Origin of the sequence: Aquabacterium sp., from assembly GCF_030652515.1 — a bacterium.
In the GTDB taxonomy this organism is placed as follows: domain Bacteria; phylum Pseudomonadota; class Gammaproteobacteria; order Burkholderiales; family Burkholderiaceae_C; genus Aquabacterium.
The window spans coordinates 1-19,634 of record NZ_JAUSAR010000013.1 but is presented as its reverse complement, the minus strand read 5'-3'; the positions used below and the strand labels follow the sequence as shown (position 1 = coordinate 19,634).

Sequence of the window (19,634 nt, the reverse complement as noted above, 5' to 3'; positions counted from 1 at the left end):
CTCTCGCTCAGAAATACTTGGTCATCACGGCATAGGCGCGGGGCATCTTCTTGGCCGGATCGCTGGTGCCGACGCCTTGGAGCGGCCAGGCCAGGTTCAGACGCAGGCCGAACGATTGCGATCGGTCCCAGATCGCGCCCACGCCAGCGCCAGTGAGCGTGGTCGTGTTGGGCGCGCCCGGCAAAGCATTGAGCGAAGGCAGGCTGGGATCGCGGCGGAAAGTGGCGTGGCCCACGTCGTAGAAGGCGCTGAACACCATCTCGCGCGAGGCGCGGCCGAACCAGGATTCAAAGGGCAGGAAGCGCAACTCGGCGGTGAACAGATCGCCCTCGTCGCCCGTGGCCTCGCCCGGGGCAAAGGCCCGCACGCCGGTCGGGCCACCCAGGCTGAAGCGCTCGGTGGTGTCCAGGTTCTGCAGTGAACGCTGGCCCTTGTAGCGCACGTACAGCAGCAGGCGGTTGCTCACCAGGTTCTGCAGGCGCGAGTAACCCGCCGTCACCTTTTGATAGCGCTTGGGCGTGTCGCTGGGCACGAAGCCTTGCTGGTAGGTCAGATCCCCCTGCAGCACGCTCAGCTCGTAGGTGTTGACACCGCCGGTCAGCATGTTGTCGCGGAAGTCGCCCACCAGCCCGACCTGGAAGTCGTCGCTGCGCTTGCGCGTGTTCAGGCCGATCTCGCGGCGGTCTTCGAACTCCTTGTGCTCGAAGCTGGCCAGCGCGAACACGTTCAGGTTGCGCGAGCGCACCAGCGGGTACAGGCCGAACACATTGGCCGCCGTGGCATCGCCATTCAACCCCACCGGGAAGGCATCCTTGTCCAGCTCATAGCGCACCTTGGAGGCCGAAGCACCCAGCTTCAGGCCGTCCGAGCCCAATGGCAGCACATAGCTGACCAGGCCAAAGGCCATGCCGCCGGTGACCGTGCTCATGGCATTGAGCACCAGGCCATCGCCGCGTCCCAGCGGGCTGGCAAAGGTGCCCACCACATTGAGCCGCCCGGTGCCCGAATAGCGCGAGCCATGGCTGTCCAGCTCGGCCTTGCCCGAGAAACGGGCCTCGCTTTGCGGCGACACCACCAGCGAGGCGGTGCCCGGGTAACGCCCGGCCTTGACCTCGAATCGGGCGCGGATGCCCTGCAGGTCATTGACCATGAACACCACACGCTCGACGTCGCGCACGCGCAGGATCTCGCCGGGGCGCAGGCGGGCCAGGTAGCGCTCGACCACCTCGCGCTGCACGATCATCTTGTCGGGCCATTGCAGCAACACCTGGTCCAGGCGGCCCTCCATGACCGCGATGCGCACCACGCCATCCTTGGGCGATTGCTCCGGCAGGTAGGCGTGGCCCAGGTAGTAGCCCAGTTCGCGCTGCATGTAGCGCGCCACCGCGGCGGCGGCGTCCACCATGTCTTCGTAGCTGCGCGCCTTGCCCGCGTAGGGCCCGGTCAGCTTGGCCAGCACGTCGCGCGGTACCTCGTTCAGGCCGTCGACCTCGTAGGCGGTCACGTCCAGGGTGATGTCGTCGGACGGCTTGCCCAGCTCTTTGGGCATGGGCGCGGGCGCGGGCACTTCGGCGGCGCTTTCAACGGGCGACAAGGTGGTTTCACGGCCCTGCTGGAGTTGCTGGGCCGAGGGGATCACCCCGGGCGCGGGCTCCACAGGGGCGGCCTGGGACCAAGCTGCCAGGGGTGAAACACACAAAACCAGGGCCACGCCCAGGGATAAAACGCTCGGCAAACGCACAGTTGAGATCCTTCAAAATGAGTGCGGGCACTGCTGACCGCCCTCGACTGGCGCCGCGAATCCAACCCAACGGCAGGTTATAACCGTCGCCACCCGTTTACGCACTCCCTAAGCCCTGGGGGTAGGACACCCGACGTGAACCCCACATTCCCCTTGAAATTCGCGGCGAATCTGTCATGGCTTTACCCTGACCGCCACTTCCTGGACCGATTCCAGGCCGCCGCCGCCGACGGCTTCCAGGGCGTGGAGTGCCTGTTCCCGCACGAGCACCCTGAAAGCGAGATCCGGGCCCGCCTGGGCGACCTGGGCCTTGAACTGGTCCTTTTCAACGCGGCCCCGGGCGATTGGGCGGCGGGCGAACGCGGTCTGGCCTGCCTGGACGGGCGCGACGCCGACTTCCAGTCCAGCGTGCTGGCCGCGCTGGCCCTGGCCCAACGCCTGGACTGCCCGCGCGTGCATGTGATGGCCGGTTTGTGCACGCAGGCCGACCGGAACCGCGCCCTGACCACCTACGAACAACGCCTGGCCTGGGCCGCCGAACAGGCCCGCCTGGCCCAGCGCATCCTCCTGATCGAACCCATCAACCCCCGCGACATGCCCGGCTACCTGCTCAACCGCCAGCTTGAAGCCCACGCCCTGGTCCAGCGCATCAACTCGCCCCACCTGCAAGTGCAACTCGACCTGTACCACTGCCAGATCGTGGAGGGCGACATCAGCACGCAACTGCGCCAGGCCCTGCCCACCGGCCGGGTCGGCCACCTGCAGATCGCCGCCGTGCCTGATCGGGGCGAGCCCGACGCGGGCGAACTGCACTACCCTCACGTCTTCGCCGAACTGCGCGCCCTGCAATGGCCAGGCTGGATCGGCTGCGAATACCGCCCACGCCAAAGCGGCCCGGGCGGCACCTCTGCCGGACTGAACTGGCTGCGCGCCGCCACCGCCCTGAACGAAGAAGGCCTCCGATGATCCCCAAGATCCCCGCCACCATCACCACCCGCGACGGCCTGGCCCTGGCCACCCGCCACTGGCCCCTGCCCGACAAGGTCGAGCCGCGCGGCGTCGCCCTGCTGGTGCACGGCTTGGGCGAACACATCGGCCGCTACGAGCACGTGGCCCACCACCTCAACAACTGGGGCTGGGCCGTGGTGGGCTACGACCACCGGGGCCACGGCCGATCACCCGGCGCCAAGGGCCGCCTCGCTAAAGGCGACGACCTGCTGCACGACCTGGCCTCGGTGCTGGACACCGTGCGCGCCATCTACCCCGGCCAGCGCCTGCTGCTGATCGGCCACAGCCTGGGCGGCCTGGTCGTCGGCCGCTTTGTGGCCGCCCAAGCCAATCCACCTGAAGCCGCGCCTTGGGTGCGCCCGGTGGACCTGCTGGTCATGTCGTCCCCCGCCCTCGACCCCGGCCTGAGCTGGATCCAGAAGGCCCTGCTGGCCACCTTTGGCAGACTGACCCCCGACCTGGCCGTGCCCAACGGCCTCAAGCCCGAATGGGTGTGCAGCGCCCCCACCATCGTCAAGGCCTACATCGCCGACCCGCTGGTGCACAACCTCGCCACCGGCCGACTGAGCCGCTTCATCGTCGACGCGGCCGAGCATGTGTTGCAGCGCGCCGCGCACTGGACCACGCCCACCCTGCTGATCTACGCTGGCGCCGACCGCTGCGTGCGGCCAGCGGGCAGCGCGCGCTTTGCGGCCGCCGCACCGCATGCGGTGGTCACCACGCACGCCTACCCGCGCATGGCCCACGAAATCTTCCACGAGCCCGACCAGGCCCAGGTCTTCGCCGACCTGGCCCGCTGGCTCGACACCTTCGAACCCGAATCCCCCTAAAGAGAACAGCCCCATGGCGATCAAAGCCACCATTTACAAGGCCCAGCTGCAACTGGCCAACATGGACGCCAACGTCTATGCCGACCCCGCCCTGACGATCGCGCGCCACCCCTCCGAGGCCGATGAACGCATGATGATCCGCGTGCTGGCCCTGGCCCTGGGCTGGCCCTCGAACACGCAGGAAGGTACCATCGAGCTGGCCAAGGACATGTGGGACACCGACGAGCCCGCCCTGTGGCAGAAGAACTACTCCGGCGAGATTTTGCACTGGGTGGACGTGGGCCAGCCCGACGACAAGCGCCTGATGAAGGCCAGCGGCCGCGCCCACCAGGTCAGCCTGTGGGTGTTCCAGAGCAGCACCAAGGTGTGGTGGGACGGCATTGCCACCAAGCTGACCCGCGCGCGCAACCTCACCGTGTGGCAGGTGCCCTCAGAGCAAAGCCAGGCCCTGGCCAAGCTGGCGCAGCGCACCATGCAATTGCAGGTCACGGTGCAGGACGGCACCATCTGGGTCAACGATGGGCAGGAGACGGTAGAGGTCACACCCATCAAGCTGATGGGGCCGGACTGAGCCAGGGCTTGATCTGGCGCAAGAGCGGTCCGCCCGATTTCTGCCACAACCGGGGGGAATGCCCAGACTTCACCACCCCCACTCATGACGGACTTCTACCGTGCCTTGCTCGACATGGGCCAGGCCATTGTTCGCGTGGCCGATCCGGACGAGTTGTATCAAACGATCTGCCGCATTGCCGTGACCTCCGGCCATGCCACCATGGCCTGGATCGGACTGATCCAGGACGGCCGGGTGGTGCCTGTGGCCTGGGGCGGGCCCGCACAGGCCTATGCCCAAGGGCTGGACATCCGTGTGGGCACCCCGGACGGTCAACCCGCAGCCGACATGGGCCCCACCTCGCTGGCCATCGCCCATGGCCGCACCTGGGTGTGCAACGACTTCCACGCTGATCCCTGCACAGTGCCCTGGCGGGAACTGGCGACCCGCTTCGGCGTCAACGCCTCGGCCGCCTTCCCGATCTGGCGAGACGATCACGTCATCGGCGCCCTCAACCTGTACTTCGACCAGGCACAAGCGTTCAACCCGGACGTGGTTGAGCTGGTAGAGCAGATGGTGTCCAACCTGGGGTTCGCGCTGAAAGCCCGCGCTGGGCAAGAGCGCCTGGCCCAGTTGCGCGATGCCTTGCACGAACGCGAACTTCAGCTGTCCGGCATTGTCCAGACCGCCATGGACGCCATCATCACCGTCAATGCCCAAGGTCGTGTCGTGCTGTTCAACCAGGCCGCTGCGCGGATGTTTGGCGTGAACGCCCCAGACGTCATCGGCGGCACGATCGATCGTTTCATCCCCTTGGCGTACCGCGAGGCGCACCGCACCCACCTGGCCTTGTTCACGGCCGAAGGCACGACCTCGCGGCGCATGGGCCACACCCGCGAGTTGAGCGGCCAGCGCGCCAATGGCGAGGTCTTCCCCATGGATGCCTCCATCTCGCGCACCGGCACCGACGAAGGCCTGCTGATGACCGTGATGGCCCGGGACGTGAGCCAGTTGCGCCAGGCCGAGCAGGCCCACCTGGCCCGCAGCGTGGCAGAAGCCGCCAACCAGGCCAAGACCGAATTCCTCTCACGCATCAGCCACGAACTGCGCACGCCGCTCAATGCGGTATTGGGGTTCGCCCAGCTGATGCAGATCGACACGAGCGACCCCTTGAGCGCGCGCCACCGCGAGCGGCTTGATCAGCTCTTGCGGGCGGGCGATCACCTGCGCACCCTGATCGACGAGATGCTGGACATCTCCGGCATTGAAGCGGGCCGAATGGCCATCCAGACACGCGACTTCGACCTGTGCGAGTTGCTGGACGGTGTCTTGCGCATGAGCGAGCCACATGCCCTGCAATGCCAGGTCACGCTGCACGCCACCTATGCCGAACTGGCGCCGCTGCCCCTGCACACCGACCCGGACCGCCTCCGGCAGGTGATGCTCAACCTGGTTTCCAACGCCATCAAGTACAACCGCCCGCAAGGCTGGGTGCGCCTGGAAGTGCAGCGCGATGCCCACTTCGTTCACCTCACCGTTCGCGACAACGGCCTGGGGATGAGCGAGCAGCAAAAAAACCAACTGTTTCAACCCTTCAACCGCCTGGGCCGCGAACACAGCGATGTGCAAGGCACTGGCATCGGGCTGGTGCTGGTGCGCCAGTTGATCCACCTGATGGGTGGCGAACTCACCTTGGACAGCCACATCGACCAAGGCACCGTCGTGGACATCACCCTGCCCATCGGGGGCAAGCCACAAGCACACTTGGCACCGGCCAGTGACACGCCTCACCAGGAACCCGCCAACCCTGAGGGCGTGGTTCTGTACATCGAAGACAACCCCATCAACGCGGTTCTGGTTCAAGAGATGCTGGCCTGCTGGCCCAAGGTCAAGCTCGTGGTCGCACCCGATGGTGCGGCTGGCCTGCAATGCGCCCGCACCAGTCGCCCGGACGTCATCCTGCTCGACATGCACCTGCCCGACATGAACGGCGTTGAAGTGCTGCACCAGTTGAAGGCGGACGATGCCACGCGCGATCTGGCGGTGGTGGCCCTGTCAGCCAATGCCGTGATGGAAGACATGCAGGCCGCGCGCGCCGCCGGGGCCGAGGACTACTGGACCAAGCCGATCGATGTCGAACGTTTTGTCAAAGGCATGCGCCAGCGGTTGCGCGCCAAGCCTGGCTCGCCCGAACCTCGGCCTTGAACGCGAACACTGCCCTCAAGCGGCATCCCGCAGCTCCCGCCGCAACACCTTGCCCACGGGCGTTTTAGGCAGCTCGGCGCGGAAATCCACCACCTTGGGCCGCTTGTAGCCCGTCAGGTGCTGGGCGCAGTAGTCGCGCACCTGCTGCTCGGTCACGGCCGGGTTCTGCCGCACGATGACCAGTTTCACGGCCTCGCCCGAATGCTCGTCGGGCACGCCCACCGCCGCGCACTCCAGGATGCCCGGCATCTGCGTGACCACGTCTTCCACCTCGTTGGGGTAGACGTTGAAGCCGGACACCAGGATCATGTCCTTCTTGCGGTCCACGATCTTCACGTAGCCACGCTCGTCAATCGTGGCGATGTCACCGGTGCGAAAAAAACCATCGGCGGTCATCACCTTGGCGGTCTCTTCAGGCCGCTGCCAGTAACCCGCCATCACCTGCGGCCCGCGCACCGCCAGCTCGCCCGGCTGGCCCAAGGGCACCTCACGGCCCGCATCGTCCAGCACGCACACCTCGGTGGAGGGCAAGGGCAGGCCGATGGTGCCGGTGTAGGCCGTGTTGGTCACCGGATTGCAGGTCACCGAGGGCGAGGTCTCGGACAGGCCATAGCCTTCGAACACCGCGCAACCCGTCTTGTCCTTCCACAGCTTGGCCGTGGCCTGCTGCACCGCCATGCCACCACCCACCGACAAGCGCAGGTGGCTCCAGTCCACCTTGTGGAAATCGGGGTGCCGGGCCAGCGCGCCAAACAGCGTGTTGACCGCCGGGAAGCTGTGAAAGCGGTGCTTGGCCAGCTCTTTCAAGGTGGCGGCCAGATCACGCGGATTGGGGATCAGGATGTTGCAGACGCCCAGGCGCAGCCCCACCATCATGCTCACCGTGAAACCGAAGATGTGGTACAGCGGCAAGGCACACACCGTGGTGGGTTGCTCGCCACTGGGCACCTGTTTCCACATGGGCGCGTTCCAGGCTTCTGATTGCAGCAGGTTGGCGATGATGTTGCGGTGCAGCAGCATCGCCCCCTTGCTGACGCCCGTGGTGCCCCCCGTGTACTGAAGCACCGCCACGTCATCGGGGCCAGGCCTGGCCGGCTGGTAAGCACGCTCACGCCCCCTGGCCAGGGCCACGTTGAAACGCACCGCCCCTGGCAATGAATACTTGGGCACCAGCTTGCGCACCCGGCGCACCACGTGGTTCACCAGGCTGCCCTTGATCAAACCCAGCAGGTCGCCCAAGCTGGCCAGCACCACGTGCTGGACCGGCGTCTGCGCAATCACCGCCTGCAAGGTGGTGGCAAAGTTCTCGACGATGACGATGGCCTGGCTGCCCGAATCCTGAAGCTGGTGTTCCAGCTCGCGCGGCGTGTAAAGCGGGTTGACGTTGACCACCACGAAACCCGCCCGCAAGATGGCCGTGACCACCACCGGGTACTGCGGCACATTGGGCATCATCACCGCCACACGGGCGCCTGCGGGCAAGCCCAGGCCCTGCAGGTACGCGGCAAAAGCCTGCGAAGCCTGGTCGATCTGGGCGAAGGTCCAGGCCCGGCCCATGAACTTGTAGGCCGGCTTGTCGCGATGGGCCGCGAAGCCCTCGTCCATCAACTCCACCAGCGAGCGGTACACGGATGGGTCGATCACGTGCGGCACCCCGGTGGGGTAGTGCCTGAGCCAGATTTTGTCCATGGCGGGGGAAGGTTCCTCGTGACTTTTCGTTCTGGTCACATTCTTCTACGGAACTTCCACCCCCCGGCTCAGGGGATGCCCCCAATCAAACGGCCATGCTAGCCCCTGTTTTCAGGACATGTCAAGCCAGCACGGCGGCCATGGCCTCGGCCACGCGGTCCACATTGCCAGCGTTCAAACCGGCCACGCACATGCGGCCGGAGCGCAGCACGTACACCCCATGCACCTCGCGCAGGGTGTCGGCCTGCTGGGCGCTCAGGCCGGTGTAACTGAACATGCCACGCTGGTCCAGAAAGTACTGAAAATCCCGGCCCGGCAAGCGCGCCACCAAACCCGCGTGCAAACGCTGGCGCATGGCCTGGATGCGGGTGCGCATGGCGCCCAGCTCGTCCGACCACACCTGGCGCAAGGCGGGCGTTTGCAACACACGCGCCACGATCTGGCTGCCGTGGGTTGGCGGGCTGGAATAGTTGCGGCGCACCGCCGACATCAACTGGCCCAGCACGCGCTCGGCCTGGGCCTTGTCGGGGCAGACCACGCTCAGGCCGCCCACGCGCTCGCCGTACAGCGAAAAACTCTTGGAAAACGAGTTGGCCACGAAGAAGCTCACGCCCGCATCGGCCAGGGCCCGGATCGCGTGCGCGTCTTCGTCGATGCCGTCGCCAAAGCCTTGGTAGGCGATGTCCAGGTAAGGCAACAACTGGCGGCTTTTCAGCACGGGGATCAGCTGCGCCCATTGCGCGGCGCTCAGGTCCACGCCGGTGGGGTTGTGGCAGCAGGCATGCATGAGCACGATGCTGTTCGCGGGCAAATCATTGATCGTGGCCAGCATGCCGTCGAAGTTCAGACCGCCCGTGGTGGCGTCGTAATACGGGTAGGTGTTGACCTTGAAGCCGGCGCCTTCGAACATGGCGCGGTGGTTGTCCCAGGTCGGGTCGCTGACCCACACCTGCGAGTCGGGAAAGTAGCGCTTGAGGAAATCGCCGCCCACCTTCAGGCCGCCCGAGCCACCAATCGTCTGCAAGGTCGCGATGCGGCCACTTTTGACGGCCTCGTGGTCGGCGCCGAACAGCAGGTGTTGCACGGCCTCGCGGTAGTTGCTGGCCCCCACCATCGGCAGGTAGGGCTTGGGGCCCACGGTGGCCAGCATGGCGCTTTCGGCTTCGCGCACGGCGGCCATCACGGGCAGCTTGCCCGCATCGTCAAAGTAGATGCCGATGCTGAGGTTGATCTTGCCAGCGCGCGGGTCTTTCTGGAAATCCTCATTCAGCGTGAGGATGGGATCGCCGGGGTAGGCGTCAACGTGTTGGAACATGATGTCGAGAATCTTTCGTCAATCGTTCAATCAATCAATCAAGCGAGGGCTTTTTCAATGTCGTCGCGCAGGCTCTTGGGGGTGTCGGTGGGAGCGTAGCGGCCCAGCACCACGCCATCGCGGTTCACCAGAAACTTGGTGAAGTTCCATTTGATCGACTTGGTGCCCAGGATGCCTGGCGCCTCGCGCGTCAGCCACTGGTACAGCGGGTGGGCCTCGGCCCCGTTGACCTCGATCTTGGCCATCATCGGGAAGCTCACGCCGTAGTTCAACTGGCAGAACGAGGCGATCTCTGTGTTGGCACCAGGGTCTTGCCCGCCGAACTGGTTGCACGGAAAGCCCAACACGGTCAAACCTCGGTCTGCGTAGTCTTTCCACAGCTGTTCCAGGCCTTCAAACTGTGGCGTAAAACCACACTTGCTGGCAGTGTTGACGATCAGCAGCACGCGGCCCCGATACTGGTCCAACTTCACAGGAGCGCCGTCCGTGGAAAGCGCCTCAAATTCGTAGATGGATTGGGTCATGATGGCCAAGAACTTTCTCAAAGTACCTACACATGAAGCGCCCATTCTGACATCATGAGTTCCTAGCTGTATCCCTTGCTCGCCGTGGAGACCGGTGAGTATCCGCACCCACGGTGCCGAGAGGAAAACGCCATGCCCCAAAACACCATTGAGGCCGACCTGCCAGTCACGACTGAGCAAGGTCTGCCCATGAGACAAATCCAGGCCGCTTTGCAACGCGCCCAAGCCACCAACCAGGAACTGGCCTTGCTGGCCGACCGGGTCAGTGACGCGGTGATGATCTGCGATGCGCAGCGTTGCATACGGTGGGTCAATCCCAGCTTTTCCAGGCTGACCGGTTTTTCCCTGTCGGAGAGCCTGGACCAGCAACCCGAAGAGCTGCTCAGCGGCCCGCACACCGAGGCGGCCCTGATCACCCGCATCAACCAGACGCTGGCCCAGGGCCACGCGGTCGAGAACCTTGAGATCTGCCACCACCGCAAAGATGGCGAGCCCTTCTGGGTGGCACGCACGGTGCACCCCTTGCCCGACGCCGATGGCCAGGTCACCCGCTACATCGAACTGATGCGCGACGTCAGCGCCCAGCGCCGCGCCGAGGCCGAACACACCCGCCGCCTGCAGGCCGAGTTGACCCTGGTGGCCAAGGCCGACTTTTTGGCGCGCATGGGGCACAGCATGCGCTCGCCCCTGAACGCCATCATGGGTTTTTCACAGCTGCTGGACATGCAGGATCACACCGGCATGCCCGAGTCCTTACAGCGCCAGTTGGGCCACATCCGCACGGCTGGGCAGCAACTGTTGAGCCTGCTGGACCAGGCCCTGGAGTTCGCCCGGCTGGACGAGCCTTCGGTCACCCTGAGGCCCCAGCGCCTGGCCATGACGGGTCTGCTGCGCGAGGTCTGCGCTGCCCAGGAAACCCTGGCCCGCAAACACAATGTGACCGTGGTGGTCGATTGCGCGCCGCACACCGTCTGGGCCGACCCCCAGCCCACCAAAGACATCCTGGTGCAACTGCTGAACAACGCCATCCGCGTCAGCCCCGTCGGCTCGACCGTGTGGTTGCGCGCCCGTGAGGTGACCGAAGAACGCATGGGCATTGTTGAAGTGCGCGACCAAGGCGCCGGCATCGACCAAAGCGACCTGCCCAAGCTGTTCCACCCCTTCACCCGACTGGACCGCGCCACCGAGGCCGACAGCGGCGAAGGCCACGGCCTGGGCCTGGCCGTCGCGCAACGCATGGCCGCCCTCATGCACGGCCGCATCGAGGTGCACAGCACCTTGGGCGAAGGCAGCGTGTTTGGCCTGAAGCTGCCGCTGGCCGAGCGCAGCCATACCACCACACCCACCAGCGCCCGTCCCTCCGAGCCCTTGGTGATGTTGCCGCCTTTGCGCGTGGTGCACATCGAAGACAACGCGTTGAACCGCAGCCTGGTCGAGGCGCTGTTCGCCACGTATCCACAGGTGCGTTTGTTGTCGGCTGACACGGCGGCCGATGGCTTGGCCTGCATCGAATCCATGCAGCCGGATGTGGCTTTGGTGGACATCAATCTGCCGGATGGCAGTGGGTTGGATTTGTGCCGCCAGCTGCGGGCCAAGGCGGCGTTCAAAAAGCTGCCTTTGATCGCCTTGAGTGGTGATGCTTTGCCTGATCACATTGCGCGGGCGCTGCAGGCTGGGTTCAACCAGTATCTGGTGAAGCCTTTGCAGATCAACCGGCTGTTGACGATCTTGGCGGCGCTGCCGAGTACGCAGGCGGCGCCACCGTTGAACTCCTGAATCGGGAGCGCGGGGCGAGGGCTGAGCGGGTATCCGTCAGGGCTTCATGTTGGTGGCCCCGCTTTTCAAGCGGGACTGCCTTGCGGTGCTCGCGCCGAGGTGGTGTCGCCGAAACTCACTGCGCGCCTTTCATCCGCTTCGTTCAAACATCGGCGACAAGCCAGATGACAAAGCGCGCTGTCGCGCGCCCACCTCAGCGCTGTGCTCCTCAGCACCAACAAGGCGCCCCGCCAGATACCCGCCCAGCCCTTGTTTCGCCCCGCTGGTGGCGTGGCACGAAATGCAGCCGTGGCACGCCACCAGCGGGGCGGATCAGGGATGAGGCGGAGGCGGGCGGGGCGACTTCGGGGGCGTCGAAGGCGCGCAGCTCAGGGCGGAAAAAGGATCGTCCGCTGTTTGAGGAGCCATCGGCGACGAGTTTCGGACGATCCCCGCCCTGGGCGAGCACCTGAGAGCAGTCCGCCGCTACGCGGTGGACCGCCACCATAGGAGCCCCGCCCGCCTCCGACTCATCCCCCGCCCCGCGCTGCAGAAACAACGCACTGAACCCAGCACGCCAACTCAACCAGCTCAGTTAGCGCCCAACCGCTCCGCCGTCCAGCGCAGCAAATCCAGCCACATCTGGCGAATCTCAGCCTCCTGAGGCGTGCGAATGGCACTCGGCAACTCGATGGTCACCACTGGCATCTTCTTGTGCACGCCACCATAGTTGCCCAAGCTGCCCGGAAAGATCCCCACCTGGTCCAGGTACAAGCGCCCCAGCTTCTGCGGTGGCGAGGTGGGCCCGTCAAAGTCCAGCACCCCATAAGGCGCGTGCACCGACACGATCAAGTCAGGCTTCCAGCGCTCCATCTCGTCGAACAACCACTTCGACTCAGGCTCGGACAAAGGCTTGGGGCCAGGGTAACGGCGCGGATCATTCTTGGTCCGCTTGCTCCAGTAGTGCGGCGCCTCCTTGTCCCAATTGGGCGTGGGGAAGTTGCGGTTCAGATCCACCCCACGGGCATTGGTGCGCTTGGGGCGGGCCATCAACATGCCATCCGGGTTCATCAAGGGCACGAAACGCCAGTGGATGTTGGACGGCGTCTCCGTGGCCGCGCGGATCCAGTGCAGCACCAGCGAGGTGGACGACAGCTCGTCGCCATGCACGCCGCCAATCACCAGCACGCGCAAGTGGGCATTGGGCGAGATCACGTCGCGCTGCATCAAAGCATGGCCCTGGACCGACTTGGCACCGTTGGTCTGCAACTGCGCCTGGGCGCACAAGGCCATCGGCACATTGGGCAGGCGGCCAGCGGCCTGTTGACAAAAGGCCTGGGGCGTCTGGATCAGCACCACGGGCGGGGGCGGAGGCGCCACCTTGCCCTTGCTGCTGGGCACCTGCACAGCGGGCTTCGTCGGCACCACTTTGGGCGCCGCCTTGTGCGCAGCAGGCACAGGGGGGGTCTTGGCAGCTTCAGGAGCGGCCTGCGCGGAAAGCGCCACGGCCAGCATCACCCCCATGGCCACCAGTGAGGAACGCAAATTCATCGGGCGAGGTTCTTCAAGGCCAGCTTGATGCCGTCGCTGACGGAGACATCGGCTGGCAGTTGTTTGAGCACGGCCTGAGCCTCGCGATCGGTGTACCCCAGGGCCAGCAAGGCCTGCAGGATGTCCGACTGCGCGTCACTGACCACGGAAAAGCCCGGCGCCGACAGCACGGGGGCCAGCTTGCCCTTGAGCTCCAGCAGCAAGCGCTCGGCTGTTTTCTTGCCAATGCCCGGCACCTTGACCAGGCGGGCGGCATCTTGCGCCGCCACGGCCTGCGCCAGCTCGTCAGTGCTCAGGCCCGACAGCAAGGCCAGGGCAATGCGGGGGCCCACACCACTGATCTTGGTCAACTCGCGGAAGGAGGCACGCTCACCCGCGGTCAAGAAACCATACAGCAGCTGGGCATCTTCGCGCACCACGAACTGGGTCAGCAAGGTCACGCGGGCGCCCAGCTCGGGCAGGTTGTAGAAGGTGCTCATGGGCACTTGCACTTCGTACCCCACGCCGTTGCAATCCACCAGCACGTGGGGCGGGGACTTCTCGGCGAGAAGCCCGGTCAGGCGGGAAATCATCGGCGGAACAGGCCCAATCGTTGCGCTTCCAACGCTGCTTCAGCGCGCGATGACACGTTCAGCTTGCGGTAGATCTGCTTGACGTAGTCGGCGATGGTGTGGCGCGACAGGTTCAGCTGCACGCCAATCTCGGGCAGGGTGAAGCCCTTGGCCACACGCAACAGCACTTCGTTTTCACGGTCGGTCAGCTGCACGTGCGGCGTCACCGAATCGGCCTGCGAGATGGGCTGCTGGCTGGCCTGCGCGGTGAAGTACTTGATCACGCGGCGGGCGATGGAAGGCGACAGCGGCGGCTCGCCCTGGCTGATGCGGTGCAGTTGCTCGGCCAGTTGTTCGCGCGATTGCTCTTTCAGCAGGTAACCAAATGCACCGGCCTGCAAAGCAGGGAACAAATGCTCGTCGTCGTCGTGGATGGTGACCACGACCGACTGCACGTCGGGCTGCTTCTCGCGCAGGGCCTGGACCACTTCGACGCCGGAGCCATCGGGCAGCCCCAGGTCGCACAGGGCCACGTCAAAGCGCACGGCGTTGACCAGTTCCAGGGCATCATGAACCCGCGCGCTCTCACTGATGTGAGCGCCCGGAAACACCTGAAGCGCCAGCGTTTTCAGCCAGGCGCGGATTTCAGGAAGATCTTCGAGCAACAAAATCTGCTTCATGGCCGAGGCCTCACATCAAGGTGTCGTGCCCAGGGGAGATCCCTGTGCACTGTCGGGGATGCTAGCAGTGCTAGCGGGCTGCGTGTGCTCAATGGCCACCTTCTGTTGCACAGCGGCAATTTCCAGCGGCAAAGTGAGCCGAATGACGGTGCCAAAACCTGGCCCGGACTCGACCAGGCACTGCCCATTGAGCTGTTTGGCACGGTGCTTCATGCTGGTCATGCCATGGCCGCGGTCCAGGCGGCCGTCCAACTCCATCGGAATGCCCTTGCCATTGTCCTGGATCACCAGCAAAAAGTCGTGGTGTTCCAGGTGCACGTCGGTGTGAATCACCACGTGCGAGGCCTGGCTATGTTTGATGATGTTGCTGACGGCTTCGCGGATGATCCGCGTGGTCTGCACATAGGTGCGCGCCGACAGGGGCTCTTCCACCTCGTCGATGGAATTGCGCCATTCAATCTCGATGCCCGACTGACCCAGGCGTGAGACCACCTCGGCCCGCCAGTCGGCCAGGGCGTCAGACAGGATCATGGGGCGCCCGGTCAGGCCGCGCACTGACAGGCGCATTTCTTCCAGCGCCTCACGCGCCAAAGTAGAGATGCGGTCGTTGTCGCTGGTGTGCACGATGGTGAGCAGCTTGGCGCCCAGGTCGTCGTGCAGGTCGGCGGCGATGCGCTTGCGTTCTTTCTCGGCGATCTGCTCGACCCGCAGCTCGGCGATCTGGTTGAAGTTGCGCTCGATCTCGCCGCTGATTTCCTGCACGCGCTTTTCCAACTGATTGCGCGCGCCTTCGGCGGTTTTCAAAGCCCCGGCATAGACCTGGATCAAGCGCACGGCCACCACCGCGTACAGCACCGGCATCACGAAGTAGGTGACGTGCACGCCCCACACGCGCAGCAGCCCGTTCTGGAACGACAGCTCGATGCCCATCACGGCCGAGACCACGCCCAGCGCCACGCTCATCAGCCAGAACTCCGGCTTGCGCGTGCGCCCTGAATGCCACAGGAAGTAGCCAATGGCCACAAACAACTCCAGCGCGAACAGCACATACCAAAGGCGGGCCACCAGGAACAGGCCATTCACCCCCACCAGCCACAGGCTGAGCGGCAGCAACAGGCATTGCGCCCACAGCACGGCGTTGACCTGGCGGGTCAGGTCGCGGGCCTTGCGGTTGCGCATGCCATGGCCCGAATACCCCAGCAGGAACTTGATGGCAAAAGCCGTCATGGGCGCGAACATCATCGCGATCAGGACCTCGGTGGAGGCGTTGGACACCGGCAGCTCGTTGATCCACCAGCGCCCCGTCATCAAAGACCAACCGATGGTCAGCAAGCCAAAATAAGTGAGGTAGCTGAGCTGGCGCACCCAGGCCAGGCCCAGCGCGAACAAGCCCAACACCACCAGGATGCCGGCGATGACCTGGGACACGGTGTTGGACCAGAACTCATGGTCTTGGTGCATGCGCTGCATGTCCTGCAAGGGGCCCACGCGCACCTCGTCCAGGCCACCCGCGCGCTGGCGGGCGGTGACGCGCTCGATCGGGTAGCCCGTCACCTTCAGGTCCAGCTGGTTGGAGCCAGTGCGCAGCAAAAAGGTGGGCAAGGGCACCACATGGGACTGGTCGCAGTTGCGCGCCACCGGCTCGGTCATGCGGCCCCCTCGGTACAGCAGCTGGCCATTGAGGTGAACCTCGACGTTGGAGCAGGCCCGCTCGATGTAGGCGGCCAGCAGCTTGTCGGTGCTGGGCTGGATGGGCGTGTCGAAATGAACCCGGTACCAGATGCTGCCCTCGTAACTGGGGTGCGAGCGAGACCATTCATCCGGCAAATTGACGGACTGGCCCACCTGGTCGATCGGATAATGCGCCGCCGAGCTGGCCGCGGCCCAGGCCTCGCGGAACAGCAAGGTGGTGGCACCGCCATCGGCCAAAGTGGGTTTGCTCAGGCGGATGGCCTCCTGGTTGAGCACCACCAGGCCCCAACCCACCACCCAGGCCAAAGCCAGGCCCAGGGTCAGCAGCAGCCACTGCCCGGCCCGGCTGACCGGGATCACGGTGCCCGACGGCGTCTCGAGCGCGGCTTGGGCCGATGCGGCCGAACGCGTTCGATTCAACAGGTTTTGCCACCAGCGTTGCAACATGAATAACGTCAATCCCATGGCCAAAACTGCGCACCATGCGCAATGTCGAGCCCATTCTGCAAGATCCGTCACACTTTGATGCCCTGGTCAAGCGACAATTTGAGGGCTTTTTGTTCACCAATGAGTTCACCCCTGGGCCTTTCATGACCTTGCGTCACCGTTTCATCCCGCTCGACAACACCCGTCTGGCCCATTTGTGCGGGCCGCTGGACGAACACCTGCGCACCATCGAGGCGGCCCTGGGCGTGACCTTGGCCCGGCGCGGCGACCAGTTCCGCATCGATGGCGCCAAGGGCCTGCCCGAACAGGCCCTGGCCTTGCTGGAGACCCTGTACGCCAAATCGGCCCGGCAGATCAGCCCCGAGCAAGTGCAACTGGCCTTGGCCTCGTTGCTGGCTCAGCGCCAGAAGCCCACGCGCAGCAAGCGCGGCGCCAAGGACGCAGACCAACCAGGCCCCGACGACGAGCCGGACGAAGGCCCGATGCTCAGCACGCGCCGCAGCGACCTGCAGGGCCGCACCACCAACCAGGTCGAATACCTGCGCCACATCCTGGCCCACGATCTGACCTTCGGCATCGGCCCGGCCGGCACCGGCAAGACCTTCCTGGCCGTGGCCTGCGCGGTCGATGCGCTGGAGCGCAGCATGGTGCAGCGCATCGTGCTGACCCGCCCGGCGGTGGAGGCCGGTGAGCGCCTGGGCTTCCTGCCCGGCGACCTGTCGCAAAAGGTCGACCCTTACCTGCGCCCTTTGTATGACGCGCTGTACGACCTGATGGGCTTCGACCGCGTCACCAAGGCCTTCGAGAAAGGCCAGATCGAAGTGGCCCCGCTGGCCTTCATGCGTGGCCGCACGCTCAGCCACGCCTTCGTCATCCTGGACGAGGCCCAGAACACCACGCCCGAGCAGATGAAGATGTTTTTGACGCGCATCGGCTTTGGCACCAAGGCCGTGGTCACCGGCGACGTCAGCCAGATCGACCTGCCCAAGGGCGCGCGCAGTGGCCTGATCGAGGCCGAACGCATCCTGCGCAAGGTCACCGGCATCGCCTTCACCCGCTTCACCCCGCACGACATCGTGCGCCACCCGCTGGTCGGCCGCATCGTGCAGGCCTACGACCGCGATGCCCTGACCTCACCCCCTGCCGCATGAGCACTGCCAAACCGCACCTGAGCCTGAGCCTTCAATTCGCCGACAAGACGCACCGCGAACTCCTGCCGCGCCACAAGGTGGCCCGCTGGATCAAAGCCGCGCTGGCGGTAGATGGGGTCGATGGCGAGATCACCGTGCGCATCGTGGGCGAAGACGAAGGCCGCACCCTGAACCGCGATTTCCGCCAGAAGGACTACGCCACCAATGTGCTCACCTTCGACTACGCGCAAGAACCGGTGGTCACGGCCGACCTGGTGATCTGCGCCCCGGTGATCGAACGCGAAGCCCAAGAGCAAGGCAAGACGATCGACGCCCACTACGCCCACATGCTGGTGCACGGCACCTTGCACGCGCAGGGCTTTGACCACGAGGTGGACGACGAAGCCCTGGCCATGGAAGCGCAGGAGCGCGAGATCCTGGCCAAGCTGGGCTTTGCCGACCCCTATTAGCAAACAAACAAACGTTTGAATACCTGCATCCAGGGCAGGTCAAAAGCAGGTAATCGCCGATGCGTGCATTACTGCACGGCGGCGGGCACGCTCAAATGAGGGGGGGTTGGGGGGCACCCCCTGAACGGGTTAGAGGCCGGTGCGCAGAATCGAGACATCGACCAAGCCAACCCCTTGAGGTCCCTGATGTCCAACCCCTCCAAAGCCAAGATCTACACCCGCTACCAAGCCCTGAACAACATCACTGTTCAGGACATCCGGGACATGTTCAAGGTGTTTTGCCGCTACTACGACAACGTCGCGCTCGACCAGTTCGTGACCGACCTGGGCAAGAAGACCGGCGCCTTCATCGTGCGCCGCCAGCGCGACGACGCCATCGTGGGGTTCTCGACCTTCGGCGTGTACCGCATGCAGGTCGATGGCAAGGAAATCAAGGGCGTGTTCAGCGGCGACACAGTGCTGGAAAAGGAACACTGGGGCAACCGCGCCATCAACGCCGCGTTTGTGAAGCGCGTGCTGTGGGAAGCCATCAAGAACCCACTCACGCCGCAGTACTGGTTCCTGATCTCGAAGGGCTACAAGACCTTCCTGCTCTTGAGCCGCAACTTCCCCGAGTACTACCCGCACCCCACGCAGAAGAACGATCACCTCAAGCACATCGCCGAGACCTACTGCGAAACGCTGTTCCCCGGCAAGCTGGACAAAGAATCGATGGTGCTGGACTTTGGTGACGGCTACAACTGCCTGAAGGGCGACGTGACCCCCATCACCCGCGAGTTGCGCCAGCAGGCCGACATCGCCTTTTTTGAGAAGTGCAACCCTCAGTGGGAACGCGGCACCGAACTGCCCTGCGTGGGCCGCGCCGACCTGAAGGCCTTCTTCCAGGTGATCATTCCGCAGCTGTGGAAGGTGCTGGTCAAGCCCTCACGCGCCCGGCCCGAGACGGTGCGTCAACGTGCTGGTGCGGCTTGGGCGGATTCGAGCTTTGGCAAGGCCGTGGCGCGTCATCGGGATGCGTTGCTGGGTTGAAGGCCTTACCGTAAACTGGCTCCTCACAAGACGTGAACAGGAGCCCACTCAATGCGAACGCATCAAGAGCTTGATGATCGCAGCCTCGCCTTGCACCGCCTGATCGCCGACAAGATCAGGCATGACCCCGCCTTATTCGACAAAGCACGGGCCACGCTCGACCATTGGCGGCAACGGGTCAGCATCAGGACACAGCCCTGTCTGGACGAATGGGCCCATCTCATGGACCAGGGGATCGACGCCTGCCTGGCCGTGGCCGTTGAAGACTCCGAGCGCGCCACCGCGCTGCGCCAGTCTTCGCCGTTTTCAGGCCTGTTGAGCAACCAGGATCGTTTTGCCTTCTTGAAGGCTTGGCCCAAAGGCATCGACCATGCTGCGCACTGAGCTGGAGCACCTGATTCGCGCCGCTGCAGCGGTCACCAACGAATACGAAATCCTGGTCATCGGGAGCCAGTCCATTCTGGGCG

General features: G+C 64.9%; 17 protein-coding genes. 9 read left to right on the top strand and 8 right to left on the bottom strand.

Features of this window, described 5'->3' with window-relative positions; genetic code table 11:
- Nucleotides 1–7: 7 nt before the first annotated feature.
- Entirely contained in the window at nt 8–1,741 is a 1,734-nt protein-coding gene (locus Q7V20_RS02600) for a ShlB/FhaC/HecB family hemolysin secretion/activation protein (RefSeq protein ID WP_304786873.1), read from the bottom strand.
- Between the two features lie 135 nt (nt 1,742–1,876).
- Between Q7V20_RS02600 and otnI the strand changes: the two genes are divergently transcribed.
- The 4 genes from otnI to Q7V20_RS02580 all read left to right on the top strand — a co-directional run bounded on the left by otnI (nt 1,877) and on the right by Q7V20_RS02580 (nt 6,334).
- On the top strand, nt 1,877–2,707 hold the full coding sequence (otnI, locus tag Q7V20_RS02595) for a 2-oxo-tetronate isomerase (protein WP_304786871.1): 831 nt from the start codon (nt 1,877–1,879) through the stop codon (nt 2,705–2,707).
- Nucleotides 2,704–3,579 carry an alpha/beta hydrolase gene (locus Q7V20_RS02590; RefSeq protein WP_304786869.1) on the top strand — a complete coding sequence of 292 codons (876 nt, stop codon included), beginning with the start codon at nt 2,704–2,706 and terminating at the stop codon, nt 3,577–3,579. The genes otnI and Q7V20_RS02590 overlap by 4 nt, the downstream gene beginning before the upstream one ends.
- 13 nt (nt 3,580–3,592) lie before the next feature.
- Nucleotides 3,593–4,150, top strand: coding sequence for a YaeQ family protein (locus tag Q7V20_RS02585; protein WP_304786867.1), 558 nt, complete (start codon nt 3,593–3,595; stop codon nt 4,148–4,150).
- 84 nt (nt 4,151–4,234) lie between these two features.
- Complete coding sequence (locus Q7V20_RS02580) at nt 4,235–6,334, top strand: ATP-binding protein (RefSeq protein ID WP_304786865.1); 2,100 nt, start codon at nt 4,235–4,237, stop codon at nt 6,332–6,334.
- Between the two features lie 15 nt (nt 6,335–6,349).
- On the opposite strand, the gene Q7V20_RS02575 is transcribed toward Q7V20_RS02580, so the two are convergent.
- The 3 genes from Q7V20_RS02575 to Q7V20_RS02565 all read right to left on the bottom strand — a co-directional run bounded on the left by Q7V20_RS02575 (nt 6,350) and on the right by Q7V20_RS02565 (nt 9,862).
- Nucleotides 6,350–8,023, bottom strand: coding sequence for a long-chain-fatty-acid--CoA ligase (locus tag Q7V20_RS02575; RefSeq protein ID WP_304786863.1), 1,674 nt, complete (start codon nt 8,021–8,023; stop codon nt 6,350–6,352).
- A 121-nt stretch (nt 8,024–8,144) separates the two neighbouring features.
- A complete protein-coding gene (locus tag Q7V20_RS02570; protein ID WP_304786861.1) occupies nt 8,145–9,338 on the bottom strand; it encodes an amino acid aminotransferase in 1,194 nt (397 codons plus the stop codon).
- Nucleotides 9,339–9,376: 38 nt separating this feature from the next.
- On the bottom strand, nt 9,377–9,862 hold the full coding sequence (locus Q7V20_RS02565) for a glutathione peroxidase (protein ID WP_304787187.1): 486 nt from the start codon (nt 9,860–9,862) through the stop codon (nt 9,377–9,379).
- A gap of 132 nt (nt 9,863–9,994) precedes the next feature.
- On the opposite strand from Q7V20_RS02565, the gene Q7V20_RS02560 reads away from it, so the two are divergent.
- Complete coding sequence (locus Q7V20_RS02560; RefSeq protein WP_304786859.1) at nt 9,995–11,638, top strand: ATP-binding protein; 1,644 nt, start codon at nt 9,995–9,997, stop codon at nt 11,636–11,638.
- A gap of 570 nt (nt 11,639–12,208) precedes the next feature.
- On the opposite strand, the gene Q7V20_RS02555 is transcribed toward Q7V20_RS02560, so the two are convergent.
- From Q7V20_RS02555 to Q7V20_RS02540, 4 genes are read right to left on the bottom strand one after another with little or no spacing between them, the layout of a single operon-like run.
- Nucleotides 12,209–13,168 (bottom strand): M14 family murein peptide amidase A, encoded by a 960-nt coding sequence (locus tag Q7V20_RS02555; protein WP_304786857.1) that lies wholly within the window; start codon nt 13,166–13,168, stop codon nt 12,209–12,211.
- A complete protein-coding gene (gene ruvA / locus Q7V20_RS02550; protein ID WP_304786855.1) occupies nt 13,165–13,740 on the bottom strand; it encodes a Holliday junction branch migration protein RuvA in 576 nt (191 codons plus the stop codon). Before ruvA ends, Q7V20_RS02555 begins: the two co-directional genes overlap by 4 nt.
- On the bottom strand, nt 13,737–14,399 hold the full coding sequence (locus tag Q7V20_RS02545) for a response regulator transcription factor (protein ID WP_290662321.1): 663 nt from the start codon (nt 14,397–14,399) through the stop codon (nt 13,737–13,739). Before Q7V20_RS02545 ends, ruvA begins: the two co-directional genes overlap by 4 nt.
- 15 nt (nt 14,400–14,414) lie before the next feature.
- Nucleotides 14,415–16,538 carry a sensor histidine kinase gene (locus Q7V20_RS02540; RefSeq protein WP_304786850.1) on the bottom strand — a complete coding sequence of 708 codons (2,124 nt, stop codon included), beginning with the start codon at nt 16,536–16,538 and terminating at the stop codon, nt 14,415–14,417.
- A gap of 143 nt (nt 16,539–16,681) precedes the next feature.
- Here Q7V20_RS02540 and Q7V20_RS02535 point away from each other — a divergent pair, with 143 nt between their 5' ends.
- The 4 genes from Q7V20_RS02535 to Q7V20_RS02520 all read left to right on the top strand — a co-directional run bounded on the left by Q7V20_RS02535 (nt 16,682) and on the right by Q7V20_RS02520 (nt 19,551).
- Nucleotides 16,682–17,689 carry a PhoH family protein gene (locus tag Q7V20_RS02535; protein WP_304786848.1) on the top strand — a complete coding sequence of 336 codons (1,008 nt, stop codon included), beginning with the start codon at nt 16,682–16,684 and terminating at the stop codon, nt 17,687–17,689.
- Entirely contained in the window at nt 17,686–18,138 is a 453-nt protein-coding gene (ybeY, locus tag Q7V20_RS02530; protein ID WP_304786846.1) for an rRNA maturation RNase YbeY, read from the top strand. Before Q7V20_RS02535 ends, ybeY begins: the two co-directional genes overlap by 4 nt.
- 186 nt (nt 18,139–18,324) lie before the next feature.
- Nucleotides 18,325–19,167: a hypothetical protein gene (locus tag Q7V20_RS02525; protein ID WP_304786844.1), complete on the top strand. Its 843-nt coding sequence runs from the start codon at nt 18,325–18,327 to the stop codon at nt 19,165–19,167.
- A 51-nt stretch (nt 19,168–19,218) separates the two neighbouring features.
- The gene (locus tag Q7V20_RS02520) at nt 19,219–19,551 is read left to right on the top strand and encodes a hypothetical protein (RefSeq protein ID WP_304786842.1); all 333 of its coding nucleotides are present in this window, start codon (nt 19,219–19,221) and stop codon (nt 19,549–19,551) included.
- Nucleotides 19,552–19,634: the final 83 nt, after the last annotated feature.

Coding starts and splice junctions, on each gene's coding strand:
- Q7V20_RS02590 (WP_304786869.1), top strand. CDS start 2,704: ATGATCCCCAAGATCCCCGCCACCATCACCACCCGCGACGGCCTGGCC.
- Q7V20_RS02585 (WP_304786867.1), top strand. CDS start 3,593: ATGGCGATCAAAGCCACCATTTACAAGGCCCAGCTGCAACTGGCCAAC.
- Q7V20_RS02580 (WP_304786865.1), top strand. CDS start 4,235: ATGACGGACTTCTACCGTGCCTTGCTCGACATGGGCCAGGCCATTGTT.
- Q7V20_RS02575 (WP_304786863.1), bottom strand. CDS start 8,023: ATGGACAAAATCTGGCTCAGGCACTACCCCACCGGGGTGCCGCACGTG.
- Q7V20_RS02570 (WP_304786861.1), bottom strand. CDS start 9,338: ATGTTCCAACACGTTGACGCCTACCCCGGCGATCCCATCCTCACGCTG.
- Q7V20_RS02565 (WP_304787187.1), bottom strand. CDS start 9,862: ATGACCCAATCCATCTACGAATTTGAGGCGCTTTCCACGGACGGCGCT.
- Q7V20_RS02560 (WP_304786859.1), top strand. CDS start 9,995: ATGCCCCAAAACACCATTGAGGCCGACCTGCCAGTCACGACTGAGCAA.
- Q7V20_RS02555 (WP_304786857.1), bottom strand. CDS start 13,168: ATGAATTTGCGTTCCTCACTGGTGGCCATGGGGGTGATGCTGGCCGTG.
- ruvA (WP_304786855.1), bottom strand. CDS start 13,740: ATGATTTCCCGCCTGACCGGGCTTCTCGCCGAGAAGTCCCCGCCCCAC.
- Q7V20_RS02545 (WP_290662321.1), bottom strand. CDS start 14,399: ATGAAGCAGATTTTGTTGCTCGAAGATCTTCCTGAAATCCGCGCCTGG.
- Q7V20_RS02540 (WP_304786850.1), bottom strand. CDS start 16,538: ATGTTGCAACGCTGGTGGCAAAACCTGTTGAATCGAACGCGTTCGGCC.
- Q7V20_RS02535 (WP_304786848.1), top strand. CDS start 16,682: ATGACCTTGCGTCACCGTTTCATCCCGCTCGACAACACCCGTCTGGCC.
- ybeY (WP_304786846.1), top strand. CDS start 17,686: ATGAGCACTGCCAAACCGCACCTGAGCCTGAGCCTTCAATTCGCCGAC.
- Q7V20_RS02525 (WP_304786844.1), top strand. CDS start 18,325: ATGTCCAACCCCTCCAAAGCCAAGATCTACACCCGCTACCAAGCCCTG.
- Q7V20_RS02520 (WP_304786842.1), top strand. CDS start 19,219: ATGCGAACGCATCAAGAGCTTGATGATCGCAGCCTCGCCTTGCACCGC.